At 42.8% G+C, this 15692-nt stretch carries 13 protein-coding genes; 3 read left to right on the top strand and 10 right to left on the bottom strand.

Annotated features, from left to right (window positions below):
* Nucleotides 1–7: 7 nt before the first annotated feature.
* The 6 genes from CHJ_RS22825 to CHJ_RS22800 all read right to left on the bottom strand — a co-directional run bounded on the left by CHJ_RS22825 (nt 8) and on the right by CHJ_RS22800 (nt 6561).
* Nucleotides 8–1195: a winged helix-turn-helix domain-containing protein gene (locus CHJ_RS22825; protein WP_317919234.1), complete on the bottom strand. Its 1188-nt coding sequence runs from the start codon at nt 1193–1195 to the stop codon at nt 8–10.
* A 182-nt stretch (nt 1196–1377) separates the two neighbouring features.
* The gene (locus tag CHJ_RS22820) at nt 1378–2277 is read right to left on the bottom strand and encodes a glucosaminidase domain-containing protein (RefSeq protein ID WP_171753885.1); all 900 of its coding nucleotides are present in this window, start codon (nt 2275–2277) and stop codon (nt 1378–1380) included.
* Nucleotides 2278–2558: 281 nt separating this feature from the next.
* Nucleotides 2559–3425, bottom strand: a complete 867-nt coding sequence (locus CHJ_RS22815; RefSeq protein WP_317919153.1) for an ABC transporter permease — start codon at nt 3423–3425, stop codon at nt 2559–2561.
* Between the two features lie 8 nt (nt 3426–3433).
* Nucleotides 3434–4276: an ABC transporter permease gene (locus CHJ_RS22810; RefSeq protein ID WP_171753887.1), complete on the bottom strand. Its 843-nt coding sequence runs from the start codon at nt 4274–4276 to the stop codon at nt 3434–3436.
* Complete coding sequence (locus CHJ_RS22805; RefSeq protein WP_317919152.1) at nt 4273–5388, bottom strand: ABC transporter ATP-binding protein; 1116 nt, start codon at nt 5386–5388, stop codon at nt 4273–4275. Before CHJ_RS22805 ends, CHJ_RS22810 begins: the two co-directional genes overlap by 4 nt.
* Nucleotides 5389–5493: 105 nt before the next feature.
* On the bottom strand, nt 5494–6561 hold the full coding sequence (locus tag CHJ_RS22800) for an extracellular solute-binding protein (RefSeq protein ID WP_171753889.1): 1068 nt from the start codon (nt 6559–6561) through the stop codon (nt 5494–5496).
* Nucleotides 6562–7223: 662 nt separating this feature from the next.
* On the opposite strand from CHJ_RS22800, the gene CHJ_RS22795 reads away from it, so the two are divergent.
* Nucleotides 7224–8435, top strand: coding sequence for a hypothetical protein (locus tag CHJ_RS22795; RefSeq protein ID WP_317919151.1), 1212 nt, complete (start codon nt 7224–7226; stop codon nt 8433–8435).
* A 102-nt stretch (nt 8436–8537) separates the two neighbouring features.
* Here CHJ_RS22795 and CHJ_RS22790 read toward each other — a convergent pair whose 3' ends face one another.
* Nucleotides 8538–9707, bottom strand: coding sequence for a MalY/PatB family protein (locus CHJ_RS22790; RefSeq protein ID WP_317919150.1), 1170 nt, complete (start codon nt 9705–9707; stop codon nt 8538–8540).
* Between the two features lie 69 nt (nt 9708–9776).
* Nucleotides 9777–11243 (bottom strand): Na+/H+ antiporter NhaC, encoded by a 1467-nt coding sequence (gene nhaC / locus CHJ_RS22785; protein ID WP_317919149.1) that lies wholly within the window; start codon nt 11241–11243, stop codon nt 9777–9779.
* 195 nt (nt 11244–11438) lie between these two features.
* On the opposite strand from nhaC, the gene CHJ_RS22780 reads away from it, so the two are divergent.
* Nucleotides 11439–12446 carry a substrate-binding domain-containing protein gene (locus CHJ_RS22780; protein ID WP_317919148.1) on the top strand — a complete coding sequence of 336 codons (1008 nt, stop codon included), beginning with the start codon at nt 11439–11441 and terminating at the stop codon, nt 12444–12446.
* A gap of 107 nt (nt 12447–12553) precedes the next feature.
* Here CHJ_RS22780 and CHJ_RS22775 read toward each other — a convergent pair whose 3' ends face one another.
* The gene (locus CHJ_RS22775) at nt 12554–14233 is read right to left on the bottom strand and encodes an RluA family pseudouridine synthase (protein WP_317919147.1); all 1680 of its coding nucleotides are present in this window, start codon (nt 14231–14233) and stop codon (nt 12554–12556) included.
* Between the two features lie 253 nt (nt 14234–14486).
* On the opposite strand from CHJ_RS22775, the gene CHJ_RS22770 reads away from it, so the two are divergent.
* Nucleotides 14487–15053, top strand: a complete 567-nt coding sequence (locus tag CHJ_RS22770; protein ID WP_317919146.1) for a hypothetical protein — start codon at nt 14487–14489, stop codon at nt 15051–15053.
* A 109-nt stretch (nt 15054–15162) separates the two neighbouring features.
* Here the strand turns inward: CHJ_RS22770 and CHJ_RS22765 are convergent, their stop codons facing one another.
* The gene (locus CHJ_RS22765; protein WP_171753895.1) at nt 15163–15663 is read right to left on the bottom strand and encodes a flavodoxin; all 501 of its coding nucleotides are present in this window, start codon (nt 15661–15663) and stop codon (nt 15163–15165) included.
* Between the last annotated feature and the right edge of the window lie 29 nt (nt 15664–15692).

Here is a 15692-nt window from a genome sequence, read left to right as displayed (position 1 = left end):
GCCTCTGCTACTCATTTAAACATGTTTGTAAAGGCTGTTTAAATTGTGCTGGTGTGGTTTTATGGACCTCAATTGTCTGGCATAGATTAAATTGAGTAAAGTGCTGCAACTCTTTTACCAGAGCGGGCAGAAATGATTCAATTGGGCATCGTTTCTCTTCGACGGCAAGATGATTAATATGCAGTGTGGCGAGCTTTCTATCGGCTTTGCAATCCATGCGAGCAACCACTTGTCCATTCCACATTATGGGTAAACAGAAGTAACCGTACTCTCTCTTGGCTTCAGGAACGTAGCATTCAAGCAGGTAATCAAACTGAAATATGGCTTGTAGTCTTTTTCGTTGAATGACTAGGTTATCAAAAGGGGATAGTATTTTTAACTTGCTCCTTGCTAACGGCTTGTTGAGCAGTTGCAATAAAGAGGGTCGCGTGTAGTAAAGGATATTATTTACTTTAATGGTGCATAACTCTTGCTCATAAACCATCTGCTTAAGCGTCGATAAGATCAGAGATTTTGTGTTCTTAAGTAGATAGCAAATCTCATTGGCTTGACCCAAGCCATTTGCCGTTAAGTATCGGTTAATCAAATACCGGGCAAGTTCTGTGTCGCTAGGCATTCGTGTATCAACATCAGTTGGAAGTACTCGTTCCGTTAGGTCATATACTTTGTGAAAATTTTTGCGACGAGGCACCATGAGATCACCTTGCATAAATAGGTTTTCTAATGCCTGTTTTGTTGGTTTGCTTCCCCATCCGGCGACTTTTTTCTGTTGGCTTTCAAAATCTTTTGCCATCAGAGGGCCTTCCGCTGCAATACGATCTTTTACATAAGTCATTAAGCCTTCATCGCGTCGAAACCAATGCTTTTGTTGACCGCTTGCAAATGTCTGTTTGCGAGGAAGCGTATAGCGGTAGTCCGACATAGGTAAATAGGATGCAGCATGAGACCAGTACTCAAAAATATCACCGCTATCAAGGAGTTGGTCAATATGAGTTGGATTATATCGGGGATTGCGATTCCAGAGCGTATGGTGATGAGCACGTTGAATAACAGAGATAGTATCTATTTGGATATAACTAAGATGCTCAAACGCCGACAAGGTTGCAGATAGAGCAGTACCACTTTGTTTAGCTGAAGGAAGCTTTTGACAATGAAGAATGAGCTTTCTGGCTTGTGGTAGTGAAAGAGAATCTATCATAGTAACGTCCATTTGATTGAGCCGTGCGTGTCAGTTTGCCAGCATAGCAGAGAGTGTGGGTTGTTCTTACAGTTAAAGCAACTTTAGGACTTATCCGTGTCAAAGTGTCTATCTGTATATGTTTGTATATATTTAGCTATGGTTAACCATAGCTAAATATTGAAGAGAAAACTTGAGGGTTATTTATCCATAAAGCGGATGTTAATGGCCGATTCTTTTTTAAAGTCGACATGATCAAATGCGTCTAGCTGATGGTACTTAATGAGGGCTTGAAGGTTTTCCACATAGGACTCACCTCTAGTAGAGTAGTGTGATAGAGCACTGACAAGTTCATAACCAGTCAAGTTGTTTTGTGCACGTAAACGAGAACGTAATTGCCACAGGTCTTTGTATGCACGCGTTGAATTTAGGTTGTGCATGTAGCTGGCTGTTGCTTGGTATAGCCCGTCAAAAGCGGCGACTTTTACTTTTCCATTTGAGGTTGTCAGGTATTTTCCTCCTCTTGCTGGAAGATGCTCTCCATAAAGGTTGTTACCTGCAACCGCAAAGTAACTAGTGCCCCAGCCACTTTCATCAATACCTTGTGCCAAGGCCATTCCAAGTGGAATGATATCAATGTGTAATAACAGTTGGTTGATGTCTTTATTTTTTACACCATAGGAATCATAAAGCGTATTTACCCAGTTAGATTCTTTATCGCTCCAGTCTGAAATTGACTTGGTTGACAGTGTTACTAGCTGGCTTCTTACGTCGAGAATTTGCTCGTTCACAAGTTTAAGAGTGGGTAGCAATAGACGAATAAATGCTGACGTCTTTTCATGGGTTGATAAAGTATTTAGGTTGTGCGGCAAATTTTCTGTAAAGATTTGAGGCAGCTTTTGTGTCGATTGAAGTGTATCGAGACTATAAGCACGATTTTTATAGAAACTGATGAGTTCTTGCGCTGAGCTAAGTTTTTTTGTTGACTCAGCCTGATATGGACTCAGTACTTTTTCTGGAGGAGAAGGTAATTGTGTGCTGGCTATAGAAACTGACGAGAACATTAAGCAGACGTAAATTAGCGACTTTATTTTTTGCATATTAATACCTTAGAGCTTACACGTCCGTCATTTAGTGCGACTTCTTGACGTGTAGAATACTATTCAATTGTTAATTATCAATTGAATATGACTTATTGTTCTTCAGAATAGCAGATTTATGTTTAGAAAACTTAGCTCGTTTTCAACGAGTTAGTTGCATAATGAGTTTGCTTCAATAGATTTTGATGTACTGGCTTGTTTGTAGGAAGTTGGAGTCACATTAAGGTGGGTCCTCGTTACCATAAGCAAATGGTAACGAGGAGAACACAGCTTTTAACAAGTTAAGCGCTGGTTTGCTGAGCTTTATACTGTAGCCAGGTATACAAGCCTGCAAGTATGGTAGAGCCTAACATTAATGCGACGGAAACGGCATTGACCACGGGAGTTGTTCCTTCCCGTACTCGCTGGAACATTTCCACCGTTAGCGGAGAATCGGACCCCACCAACATCAGGGTGGTGTTAAAGTTTTCGAAAGACATTAAAAAGCCGACGATTGCAGCGCTGATCAATGTTGGGCGCAAGAAAGGCAGGGTAACCGCTCTAAATGCTTTTAGGGGTGTTGCCCCCAAGTTGAGTGCCGCTTCTTCTAAACTAGGATCAAATCGTCTATAACGGGCTAATATGACCAGCGTAGTAATAGAAGTGATGAACGCTGCCTGACCTAACACGACTAATATCAATCCGGGTCGCGCCCATTGCCATTCCCATGCCCAAACATCGTCAACCCAGTTTGCCATTGTGCTGGATGTTACCAGGATTGAAACACCGAGAATGACTCCTGGAATGACTAAAGGGATCAACATTAAGACAGAAAGAAGCTCTTTGTAACGGAATTGAAAGCGAACCAACAAGTGTGCATTACTGAGTCCCAAAAATGTGGATACTAAGGTTACCCCTAAGGCAACTTGAACACTTGTGAGTACACTAGATAACAAGTTTTTATCGTTAAAAAGCCCAATATAGGGTGAACTATCACCCGTATACCAAATGGTGCTCGCACCTTTCCAAGGTAGCGAAGGATAAGTGGCATCATGGAACGAAAATACCACGACGACAACCAAAGGCAGCAGTAAAAAAACAAAAAAGATCGCGATAAAGCTTTGATAAACTTTTGTTTTTGATGTGCTAAATGGTACCGAAGGAATCATATACTCTCCTAACGTCCTACAGTGGACTGTAATGACTGGCCACTGACCTTCAATCCAAGCCACACCATCGCCGAAGACAATAGCAATAGCAACAGCCCTAAAGCGGAACCTTGTTCCCAATTAAAGCGGGTAATGAATTGAGTGAAAATCTGCTCGGTAAACCACAGACTGTCCTTACCGCCCATAAGGTTAGGGATAAGGTAGTTTCCTAAGCTGAGCATAAAGACAATAATGCAACCAGATACAATGCCAGGAAGGGCGTGAGGAATAACAATCTCTTTTAGAGCAACCCAACGATTGGCTCCAAGGTCGAAAGCGGCTTCAATGTGACTATCATCAAGGCTGTCTAGAGCGCTGACTAAAGGAACGACCATAAACAGAAGCCCATTGTATACCAGCCCCATAATGATGGTGTAATCATTATAAAGAAACTCAATGCGTTGCTCTGCCAACCCTAAATACATTAAAGCATTGCTTAACAAGCCTGACTCGCGAAGTATGATCATCCAACCATAGGCGCGGATGAGTTCGCTGAGCCAAAAGGGCAGAATACATATCATCAATAAAAGCAACTTATTAGCGCCGGTTGCGACTTTTGCTATGTAATACGAGACAGGGAAGGCAAGCAGTAAGGTAAATACTGTTGCTAAAATAGACATCCACGCAGTCCGAACAAAAGTGTTCCAGTAGATGCTGTGCTCAAAAAAGACGTTAAAGTGTTTAATCGTCCATCCATCTCTTCTATCAGAGAAGGCTAGTTCAACTAATTGTAGATGTGGAATCACTATTAGCACTAATAGCCACACGATAGCGGGAGTAAGAAATAAAGCTAGTGCCCATTTTTTGCTCATTCTGATATTCCTAATACAATCGCTTGGTTAGGGGCCCATCTTAGGTTCACAGCGACGTCATCAGAATGTTCTGCTTGCTGTTTTGACTGTAGGTCGTTGAGTTGATTCGGAGTAATAGACAACCTGAGATCACCTAGATTAGTGGAAACAATGGCTCCACTCGCTGCACCATCAAACAGTAGCTCTTTAAGTTGGCCCGTTAAAGCCTCACCATCTGTGGGATTATCGCTCATCGCCAATGCTTCTGGACGAAGGTAGATTTTAATCGCTTGATCGGCTTTTAGCTCGGTATGACAGCACGAACGTGGTAACGAAAGTGAGACACCTTGTTCTGTAACAACAGATAGATTTGATGATGTCAGTTCCACCACTTTTGCGGTAATGCTGTTGTTTTCACCAACAAACTCTGCCACGAAAGGGGTGGATGGACGCATATACAGTTCACTCGGGGTGCCAATTTGTTCGAAACGTCCAGCGTTCATAACGGCAATTCTGTCTGACATCATCAAGGCTTCACTCTGATCGTGAGTGATGTAAATAAAGGTCGTGCCAAACGCTTTTTGTAAGTGTTTAAGCTCAATCTTCATTTGTTCTCGAAGTTTTAAGTCTAACGCGCCTAATGGTTCGTCCAACAATAAGACTTTTGGCTCTAACACTAATGAGCGTGCTAACGCGACACGTTGTTTTTGTCCGCCAGAGAGTTGATGTGTTCGCTTCGACCCGCTGCCTGCTAGATCAACTCGTTTAAGAATATCTTCTACTTTGAGTTTAATCTGGTCGCTTGGTTCGCCACGCTGTTTTAATCCGAACGCAACGTTATCGGCAACGCTCATATTGGGAAACAGTGCGAGATGCTGAAACACCATGTTAAGCGGCCGTTTGTTTGGCGGTGTATCGGTCACTTCATTTGAATTGAGTACTATTTGGCCATGAGTTGGGGATTCAAATCCCGCTAACATGCGTAATAGCGTTGTTTTGCCACATCCAGACGGACCAAGTATGGAGAAAAACTCGCCGGCGTGAATATTAAGATCAAGGTTGTGCACTGCGGTGAATTTCGCAAACTGCTTGCCTAATTTATGGCACTGTAGAATGTAATCGGGCTGGGACATAAATGATTCGTCGACGCTCCTTTAAAAAATACGATCCCTGCTGAGACAGTTCTCAGCAGGGGGGAGGTAACTACCTTAACGAATTTTGGCAGTGTTAATGTTTGTTTATCTTGATGCTTTAACGCGGTCTAGCGTCATGCCTTCCATCTCTTCAAGTCCGGCAGGTACTGCTGGATACCACTTAATGTTATCGATGGCGGCTTTAGGGAAGCTTTTTTGGAATCGTGCTTTGGCTTCTGCGTTAACATACTCGTCACTACCTTGAGATGCCGTGAAGTTACCCGCAGATTCGGTAATTTTCGCTGCAACTTCTGGACGCATAACAAAGTTAATCCATTTATAGGCAGCAGCTTCGTTTTTGGTTTTACGTGGAAGTGCAAAAGTATCAATCCAACCTAGCGCGCCTGAAGCCGGTGCGATGTACTCGATGTCTGGGTTTTCTTGGCTAAGTTTCCAACCGCCCGCATCCCACGCCATACTAGCGACAACTTCCTCAGTACGAAGTAGGTTCATCAGTGCATCAGAGCCACTCCAGTAAGTTTTGACATTAGCTTTACACTCAACAAGCTTAGCTTCAACTTTGGCCAGAATCTCTTTATATTTCGCTTGATCACCATAGGCGGCGAATGGGTCTTCACCAAGAGCAAAAGCGAACCCAATCAAAGTTGGACGCTTAAGACGGTAGCTCACTTTTCCTTGATAATCGGCATTACATAAATCGGTATAATCTTTAACGTTTGGAGCTTGTTTAGTGTTGACCACAAGCCCACTCGTTCCCCAGATGTGAGGAATACCATATACGCTGTTGTCTACACTCGTGATATTTTGTGTGGATTTCAGCATTGAAGGAATGAACTGATTGGCATCGATTTTAGATAAATCGAGTGGTTTGTATATATTGAACTCGGCTTGCGCTCCAGCAATACGGTCTTGAGATGGCTGAGCCAAATCGAAGCCAGAACCACCAGTAGCACGCAGTTTGGAGATCATATCTTCATTGTTGGAGGTGGTCACCTTGACGTCGATACCGGTCTCTTTTTCAAACATATCGATCACTTCATCGGGAGCATAGCCGCCCCAAGTGAGTAGTCGTAACGTATCTGCTTGTGCTAAAGCAGGAAAAATGGCGCTGGTTATTGCAACGGTAGCGAGTGTGCGTAGCTTTAATGTCATAATGTTTTCCCTAACTGAACTGTTTTGTTTTGATTGTGCGTTCTTGTTACTTTAAAACTGTGTCACTAATATGTGACGAAAATATGAACAAAGTATTACACAGTTAATACATACGAACAAGGCGATAGCAGAGTCATATAATCGTGAGATTATCAAAGTGTGATGATGAATAAAGTTTGGTTATATTGTGTTACCTCCCTCAAATACAGCTAGTAGCATATCGATACTTCTACCTAAGAAAACATACGCTTACCTCGCAATTAGCCCCCTCTGTGTTAAAGCTCTTTTCTAGTGTGGAAGCTTAGGTATGTAAGAGATAACGCGACTTTAGTTTAGACTTATCAATAGACTCCGCAGGGTGTAATGGCCAAAAGAGTCCAGTTTCGACCGCTAACTTAAGCGCAAAAACGAACAGAAAACGAACCTAATTAATCTAGCGCTGTGGCCTCAGTGAAGAGTATTGTCATCTCTGCTGAGTTCCTAGCAGATTTTTGGCAAAGTTTCTCTATAAATATATTTAATTTGAGCCTAACCCTAGTTGTTCGTAACATCCCTCTTTCTATGGGTGGCAAGACTTTCTTAGAAGTGCCTCACGAGTGGAACAAGTGCAAACTCCACGATTAGAACAACTAAATGACAAGATAAAGCAAAAGGCATTTTTGATGAATTTTATAGACATAGCGTTATGTGTAGTGCTGCTTATTACATTCCTGCTTTTGATAAGCCCTCCAGTGCGTAACAATAAACTTTGGTCAGCTACCGTTACCCCTTTAGCCTCCATTATTGGTAGTGGCTTTTTAGTTTCAGTTCCTATGCTGGCGAGTGCGATTGGCGTATGGGCAGTACTGGCGGTGGTCGGATTAACAGCATTGGCGTATCTGTTCGGAGAGTCGATTCGCTTTAATATTGCCAACGCTGAGCCGATTTTAGAAAAGGCGGAGGCTGGCCACACGATTAAATCTATCGAAACTGCGTCACATGTGGTGTTAATCGGTGCGTATTTTATTTCTGTTGCATACTACTTAGTTCTGCTGGCGACTTTTACACTAAAGATGGCAAATGTTGACAACCCAATGGTTGGCAAGGGGATAGCGACTGCTTTGATTCTTTTGATTTGCGGAGTAGGGGCAACTAAGGGACTGAAAGGGATTGAACGAACAGAAAAGTATACGGTGAGTGCCAACTTAGCGGTAATTGCCGCGTTGTTAGTTTCATTAGTTATTTTTGGTTTTACGCTACCGTCTGAGTATAGCTGGGGAGCGGTATTACAAGAGAGCCATACTTTTGACTGGGATACAGTACGTTTTCTAATGGGGCTAGTCATTATTGTTCAGGGATTTGAGACAACAAGGTTTATGGGGCAGATGTATAACCCTAACCAAAGAATCAAGGCAATGCGACGCGCACAAGTGATATCTACATGTGTCTATATTGTTTTCTTTATTTTGATGCTGCCACTTTTCCCCTATTTTACCTCGTCAGCTGATGTCGCGGGATTTATTGATGTGATAAAGAGAGTATCGCCATGGTTACCTTATGTGGTTGCTGCTGGCGCAGTTGCGAGCCAGTTTAGCGCTTCGGTTGCTGATAGTATCGGTGCAAGCGGGTTAGTCAGTGATACGACACATAAACATATTACGCCGAAACACGCCTATCTATTGATCGGCATTGTTTCTGTGCTGGTTATATGGGGAACCGATGTGGTGTCAATTGTCGCGCTAGCTAGTCGTGCGTTTGCGCTTTTCTACGCATTGCAGTGTTTAGTCTCGACAATGGTAGCGCTTGGTCAAGGTAATGATAAGCGGGCTATGCAGTTTGGTGTACTTGGTGTTGTCGCGATGACGATTGTTATTTTTGGTATTCCGGCAGGATAAGGTTTAACTAAGCAATGTCGTAACGTAACATGTTAAAACCGCCGCCTAGAGTATTTCTGCTCTAAGGCGGCGGTTTCATTCATTACTCTTATTTCAGGTTGATTACTTTAATACCGTTTTTAGACGTTTTATTTTCTCTTCGAGAACCGAAGTGGGGCAACCTAGATTTAACCGAATAAATCCTCTTCCTTGCTCACCGAAACTGTAACCCATGGTGGGGATAACGCCCGCACCATGAAGCTGTATTTCTAGCTCTTCATCGGACATCTCCATGCTACGACAATCAAGCCATGCAAGATAAGTGGACTCTTGAACACGGTAGCTCACCAGAGAAAGTTCGCTGTCTACAAAGTCCGAGAGTACTTTATTGTTGCGTTCGAGGTACTGAAGCGTGTCTGTTAACCATTTACGGCCATGGCGATACGCTGCTTGGTTCGCCAGTAAGCTAAATGAGCTATATACATCAATGCCATAGGCAAGAAGTTTCGATTTCAACGCCTTTGCTTCTTGCTTATTTGGGATCATGGTGTTGGTTAGCCGCATTGACGGCAGACCGAATGACTTAGTACCTGCGATGCAAACGGCCATTTTATCTAAATAGCGAGCATCAACACGTAAACAGCTATAGAAGGTGTTGCCTTTAAAAACAACATCTGCCCATATCTCGTCTGAGATAATATAGGTGTTGTACTGATGGCATAACTCACAAACACGAGTGACTTCTTGCTCTGTCCATACTCGACCACCGGGGTTATGTGGGTTGCAAAACATTAACACCTTAACGCCATTTTTAAGTTGTGCCTCTAGATGGTCGAAATTGATGGTGTAGTAGCCGTCATTCTCCTCTAGAGGTGACACGACTAATGTTCGTTCAGTGTTTTCTATTGTACGGTAAAATGCATGATAAACAGGGCTAAATACCAAGACTTTATCTGCGATATTACTCCAACGTTCAATAAGCATTGCGATGGCAGGAAGACTGCCGGGAGTCGTGTGAAACCACTCTTTTTTTAGTTCAACATTGTGGTTTACTGCCCACCAGTCGATGACAGAGTTGAAGTAGTCATCACCGCGTTCAGAATACCCGAAAATGCCGTGTTCAATACGATCTTTTAAAGGTTTAGTAATAAACTCTGGTGCCTTGAAATCCCAGTCAGATACCCAACTTGGTATCGCTTCACCTTCAGGAACACCTAGCCATTTCTCCATATAGTCCCACTTTAGGCAGTCCGTACCATAGCGATTAATAACGGTATCTAATTCGTGTTGCATAATAGCCCTTAGGTAGCAGAGAGCCCACTGAATGAGCCCTTGCTAAGGTAGTAAAGTTAAATAAATACGCTAAGCAGATGCGGTTTCTGCGGTTTTATCTGCAGATGATGCTTGCGCTGTGTTGCTCAATTTAAGTTTTGCGATGCCAATACCTGTTGAGGCCCAAATCATTGCGAAAAATACCCCAGAAAGGTTTTGAATTGCCCATGGAAGATAGTCAAGTGTGGCGACGCCAAGTGTTGCAGCCATAAATACTCCAGCATTTGTCCATGGGACTAACGGCTCAATAACCGTCCCTGCGTCTTCGATTGTTCGAGATAAATTTTTGGCGTCAAGTTGCATTCGTTTGTATGTATCACGGAAGAGCTCAGATGGGATAAGAAGAGCCAGTTTTCCATCGGATGTTGTGCATACCACGGTAATGGTCGTCACGATAGTGGCGCCAATGAGACTCGCGGTGCCTTTAATGCCTTTAGATAGCAGGTTGACTAAAACATTCAGACCACCGGTAAGCGCCAGTGCGCCAGCAAAGGAGAATGCACAAAATACCAGCAGCACTACGCCCATCATAGAAGACATACCACCTCGATTAACCAGTGTTAATACATCTCCAATCACTTCAACGTTACTAAGACCTGCATTGGCAAACATCGATGCATTGAATCCACTAAGCATCGAGCTTAACGCGGTGGCCAAGTCAAACCCTTGGAAAATAACGGCATTGAGGATAGCGATTGCGATAGCTGCCACCATCAATGGAATGGTTGGTAGTTTACGGATAGCACCAAAAAGAATCAGGGCAGGTGGCAATAGTAGGAATATATTTAGTGTAAACAGTTGGTCCAAGTTGGCAAGGATGGCAATAATCTTGTCGGGTGTATCGGCAGAAACATCACTGTTACCGGCGAAGAAGAACACCGCCGCCGCTAATAAGAATGCTGGAATTGTTGTCCAAAGCATATGCTGAATGTGGGAATAAAGATCTGTACCGGCAACGACGGGAGCAAAATTGGTGGTGTCAGATAACGGTGAGATTTTATCACCAAAATAGGCACCAGAAACCACCGCACCAGCAGTAGCCGCAAGGTTGGCGTCCATACCTGATGCCACACCCATTAAAGCGACCCCTACTGTACCCGCAGAACCCCAAGAAGTACCCGTACACAGTGAGACTAAGCTGGTGACTAGGAAAGCGGTTAAAATGAGGTACTCTGGACTGATGATTTTCAGGCCGTAGTAGACCAGCATAGGAATTGTTCCACCTATCATCCAGCTACCGATAAGCCCTCCAACTAAGACAAGAATGAATACCGCAGGTAATGCCTTTGCTAAACGGTCGATGATCGCGCCTTGAATGTCATCCCAACTATAGCCAATTTTCCATGCAACAGCTGAAGCGACAACTGCCGAGGAGAGAAGTAAACTTTCGATAGGTAAGCCGAACACACCATAACCAACAATAAGAAAGAGCAGCATGGTTGCTATTGGCATGAGTGCCAAGCCAACAGAAGGTTCAATTTTGGTTTCGTTATTCATGTAATTTACATCCAGTATGAGTAGTAGGGTATAAAAACGATATGTCGAATTTATTGTCTTTTTGTTCGCTATAGGTCACGAAATGGATCTTATCGTGTCAATTTCGGCTTTTCTGTGACCCTATTCACCAATGTAAAAAATGATAATTGTAGTGTAATTTACATTGAGTTAATCTTAAGGAAATTAGGAGGAGAAATGGCAACCATAAACGATGTAGCGAAAGCAGCAGGTGTGTCGACAGCAACGGTTTCTAGGGTGATTAATAAATCGTCCAGTGTGATACCAGAAACGGTTGAAATCGTTCAATCAGCAATGTCTCAAGTAGGATATAAAGTAAAAGGAAATCAGAGGCTTAATATCAATCAAGGGCTCAATGCTATTGGATTGATTGTTAGCCGGTTTAATTCCCCTTTTTATGGTTTATTAAGTCAGGGTGTAGAAAAGATTGCCAAGCAGTATGATAAGAAAATGATGGTTGCTAGTGGCAATTATGACGCCGACTGTGAAGAAGATGCGATAAAGTTCATGCTGAGTAAGGGATGTCGCAATATTGTGATCCACAGCAAAGTAATGAGTGATGAGACGTTAACGCAATACGCAAAACATAATCCTGGGCTCGTTGTTATCAATCGACGTGTTCCAGCAATGGAACAACAATGTGTTTGGCTAGACAACAGTGAAGGGACTTATCAGGCGACAAAACACTTAATTGAACAAGGGCATCGTCGAATCGGCTTTTTGTCCTGTGATACGGAAGTGGATGACAAATTTCTTCGTTTTGATGGTTATCAACGAGCATTGCAGGAAGCGGGGATTCAGTTTAACCCTGATTGGATAGAAGAAGTGCCGTTTGGAGAGCAAGGTGGGGCGTTGGCTGCTACCAACTTTTTAAACAAAGGCTTGCCCATGACAGCACTGGTTGCGTTTAATGACTTTTATGCCGCGGCGGCAATTCAAGTATTTAAAGAGCATGGCATTTCAATTCCGGAGCAACTCTCTATTGTTGGGTTTGATGATGTGTTACCACAATGCTACTTTTCGCCAAAGCTAACGACCATACGCAGCCCAATAGAAAGTATGGCAATTAATGCCGCAAGAATTTCATTAGAAGGTAAGCAGTGCTCTGTCTCCCGTGCATTTCACCCATTGCTCATCAAGCGAGAATCGGTTTTGCCGTTAAGTGTGGTGAGTAACTGCGTATAACAAAAGACAAGATCAACAAAAGACAAGAGCAACAAAGGGCACACACCAGCAGAGAGCTGCTATGGTGTAGGCCCCAAAACAAATTTTATCCAATGTTCAGACGGTCACTAAAACTCACTGTCCACTTGAAATGTCATTCTTTCCTTACTGTATGGATGATCCAGCTCTAGTCGTTCAGCATGTAAGTGCAAGCGATCGGCTTTTTCTCCATATAAACTGTCTCCCACCATAGGCATATTCAAACCTAAATGGTGTGCACAGTGGACGCGAAGTTGATGGGTTCGACCGGTTTTTGGGTACATGTATACTTTACTGCGACCTTCTTTCACTTCAATTAATTGCCAGTGAGTTTCAGCATGTTTACCATGCTCGTTGCAGACAAGTTGACGCGGACGGTCATTAGGGTCTCCGCGCAATGGTAAGGCTATATCTCCATCTGGTTGATTCAGTTCGCCTTCTAAAAGAGCGATATAGCGCTTCTGTACATTTCGGGTAATAAACTGTTTTTGCAGATCTTTATTGGCTCGTTTGGTTAATGCGAATACCAATAGCCCTGATGTCACCATATCTAGGCGGTGAATGACAAATGGTCCTTCTACGCTTGAGAACAATGTTTGTAAACGAGTATAGGCAGAGTCTTTGATCGTTTTTCCCGGAACAGATAATAAGCCTGATGGCTTATTAATCACCACCATCGCATCATCTTGAAATACAATTTCTAACTCTTTATCTTCTGCCCAGTTCTTTTCCAGAGGATTAGATTCAACACTCAAACCTTGCAGCATATGTTCTAAAATGGGCTTACATTTGCTGTTGCACGAAGGGTAGAATTTTTTATGCTGACGAACTTCAGATTTGTGCGGAGTTCCCCACCAAAATTCAGCGAAAGCAAGTGGTTTAAAACCGTGCTTATAAGCAAATTGTAATAGCTTTGGTGCCGCACATTCGCCAGAACCTGCTGGTGGAACAGGGTTGCTTGTTGGAGCAAAAATATCAATTAAATCGCGCAGTTGGCCGTGACCATTTAAAAAACGATACTGTTTATGCAGCTTATGTTGTAAGGCGTTCGATAAGCTTTTGTACTTATGCTTAAGTGCCGCTAATTGTGCGCGAAGTTCCGCTAAGCGTTGTTCTTTGAGGGCTGATTTTTCAGTCCAACTCTGTTTTAAGTTTTTGAGTGTTATTTTCTCAGACACGCTTTGTCTGCTTAAGTCATTCAGTAAATCTTGATATCGTTCTGGTGCAAGAGTTTCTTTGCCTTCTTCACGCTGCTGCTTACGAATAGCGCGATTCATAATCATCATTTGGCGATGTGATTGCTCTTCTTTTTCATAAGCCGTGCGCTCCGTTTCAATTTGAGCGCTTAGCTCGGCTATTTCTGGATCTTGTGAAAGGGTATTGTAATCTGTATAGGCTTTATTAATCGCATCCCTCTCTTCAAGAAAAAAGCTTTTTTCCGTCAACATATCGAATACCGGTGGAACAAAACCAGCCAATAAGTTTTGCTCTGCAATCTTTCCGGAAAACGCACTCAAAAAGCCGATTTCCCCTTGAAGGTTCTCGACCAACAGCACCCCAAACATTTTTCCTCGGCCAGTTTCATTACTCTCTAATCCAAAGTCATGTTCGAAATCGGTTTGAGTTTCTAAGTGCTGCTGTAACTGTTCAGCCGCTAATACGCATAAAGGGTGCGGAGTATAGTAGAACGGAAATGTAAATTCCTTTGGTAATTCATAACCTTCGATAGCAACGTTGAAGCGAGTAAAGCAGTGTTGAGGTGAGTGCATAGTAAAGGCCGTATGATAGGAAAAATTTGAGCACGGATTGTACCTGTTTTTCTACAGATTGCCATGAGAGGAGCAACAAAGGAGTAAGCAAGGAGATATAGAACACTCTCAAAGAGGTGGTTTGTCTACATTGATAACTGTGTGCTTGACAGTGTGGTGCTTACCTTTGCATTATGCCAAATTAATGTGAGTAGAAACGACTGTTTTTATGCGATGAAGATGAACGTGATTGCAGATTGTTTGAGATGTACTGATGTCTAAATTATTTAAATATTTATTGCTATTGTTCGCCAGTTTTCTGGTGGGGTTCGGTTATCTGGGATTTCAATCGTATCGAGCACTGACGTTCGCTGATCAAGGTTTACAGTGGCTCTGGGTTGATGATCAGTTTGTCCGTTTAGATAATACTGCGATGCAAAGTGCGCGTGAAAATCACACCAAACAGCTGATTTTTCGCAAAGTCGATCTGAAGCATCAGTTAGCAATATTTTTGAATACGACAAATAATGCCAACTTCCTGTTTACTTTCGTAAAAGAGGTGCCGTGCGATTCTGATACACCATATCAGGCTAAGCTTACTGTTAACGGTAAACCTAGCGAAACGGTAACGTTTGATTGTAAGACACCGAGCATTGCCCTTTATCGAATTGGCAAACGGAAGTTTGAACAGCTACAACTGGTTAACTCGGATTTTGAGTTCAACCTCAATCTGAACCAGTGGGATATCACAGCTCTGAAGAAAGATGATTATATGCAGCTCAATTATCATTTTTTTCAAAATCAAAGTGATGAAACTATCTACCCGTGGACCAGAGATTAGGACTGAGTAAAAGCTTACCCTAGTTGTCAGTTTTTTAAGGCTAAATAACCTCATTGACCGTTAGAGCAATAAGGTTATTTTGAGTTTCTTGATTAATGGTATTGAAAACTTAAGCAGCTAATGCGCCTTTTAGCTGCTCTGTCCATTTTATTACTCTCTCTTGAGTGAGATCTGCCTGCCGGTCTACATCTATTGCTAAGCCGATAAACTCACCTTGATCTTCTGCTCGTGATTCGGAGTATTGATAGCCTGAAGATGGCCAGCGGCCGATAATTGTCGCACCAGCATCTTTGCAAGCATTCGCTAAGTCGGCCATTCCGTCGACAAAAGTATCAGGGAAGTCAATTTGGTCTCCCAAGCCAAAGACAGCGACTTTGGTGTTGCTTAAGCTGAGATCTTCTAGTTCCTGCAGTACGTAACCCCAGTCAGACTGAATTTCACCATCGTTGATCGTGGGTGTTCCTAATACGATTAGGTCATATTCTTCTAACTCTTCAATATCTGCGTCGGCAATATCGTGACTTTCTGTTGAGAACTGCTGCGCAATGAGAGCGGCAACTTTTTCGGTTGAACCAGAGTCACTGGCATAAAAAACGGCGACATTTTCCATATTCTTTCCTCTTAATATCATGAATAAGT

This window comes from Vibrio sp. MACH09, assembly GCF_033238805.1.
Classification (GTDB): Bacteria; Pseudomonadota; Gammaproteobacteria; order Enterobacterales; family Vibrionaceae; genus Vibrio.
The sequence above is the reverse complement of the archived record's forward strand: the minus strand, read 5'-3'. Positions and strand labels throughout refer to the sequence as shown.

Bases quoted from the DNA above. Each gene is read 5' to 3' on its own strand.
- CHJ_RS22820 (WP_171753885.1), bottom strand. From the start codon at position 2,277: ATGCAAAAAATAAAGTCGCTAATTTACGTCTGCTTAATGTTCTCGTCA.
- CHJ_RS22815 (WP_317919153.1), bottom strand. From the start codon at position 3,425: ATGATTCCTTCGGTACCATTTAGCACATCAAAAACAAAAGTTTATCAA.
- CHJ_RS22810 (WP_171753887.1), bottom strand. From the start codon at position 4,276: ATGAGCAAAAAATGGGCACTAGCTTTATTTCTTACTCCCGCTATCGTG.
- CHJ_RS22805 (WP_317919152.1), bottom strand. From the start codon at position 5,388: ATGTCCCAGCCCGATTACATTCTACAGTGCCATAAATTAGGCAAGCAG.
- CHJ_RS22800 (WP_171753889.1), bottom strand. From the start codon at position 6,561: ATGACATTAAAGCTACGCACACTCGCTACCGTTGCAATAACCAGCGCC.
- CHJ_RS22795 (WP_317919151.1), top strand. From the start codon at position 7,224: ATGAATTTTATAGACATAGCGTTATGTGTAGTGCTGCTTATTACATTC.
- CHJ_RS22790 (WP_317919150.1), bottom strand. From the start codon at position 9,707: ATGCAACACGAATTAGATACCGTTATTAATCGCTATGGTACGGACTGC.
- nhaC (WP_317919149.1), bottom strand. From the start codon at position 11,243: ATGAATAACGAAACCAAAATTGAACCTTCTGTTGGCTTGGCACTCATG.
- CHJ_RS22780 (WP_317919148.1), top strand. From the start codon at position 11,439: ATGGCAACCATAAACGATGTAGCGAAAGCAGCAGGTGTGTCGACAGCA.
- CHJ_RS22775 (WP_317919147.1), bottom strand. From the start codon at position 14,233: ATGCACTCACCTCAACACTGCTTTACTCGCTTCAACGTTGCTATCGAA.
- CHJ_RS22770 (WP_317919146.1), top strand. From the start codon at position 14,487: ATGTCTAAATTATTTAAATATTTATTGCTATTGTTCGCCAGTTTTCTG.
- CHJ_RS22765 (WP_171753895.1), bottom strand. From the start codon at position 15,663: ATGGAAAATGTCGCCGTTTTTTATGCCAGTGACTCTGGTTCAACCGAA.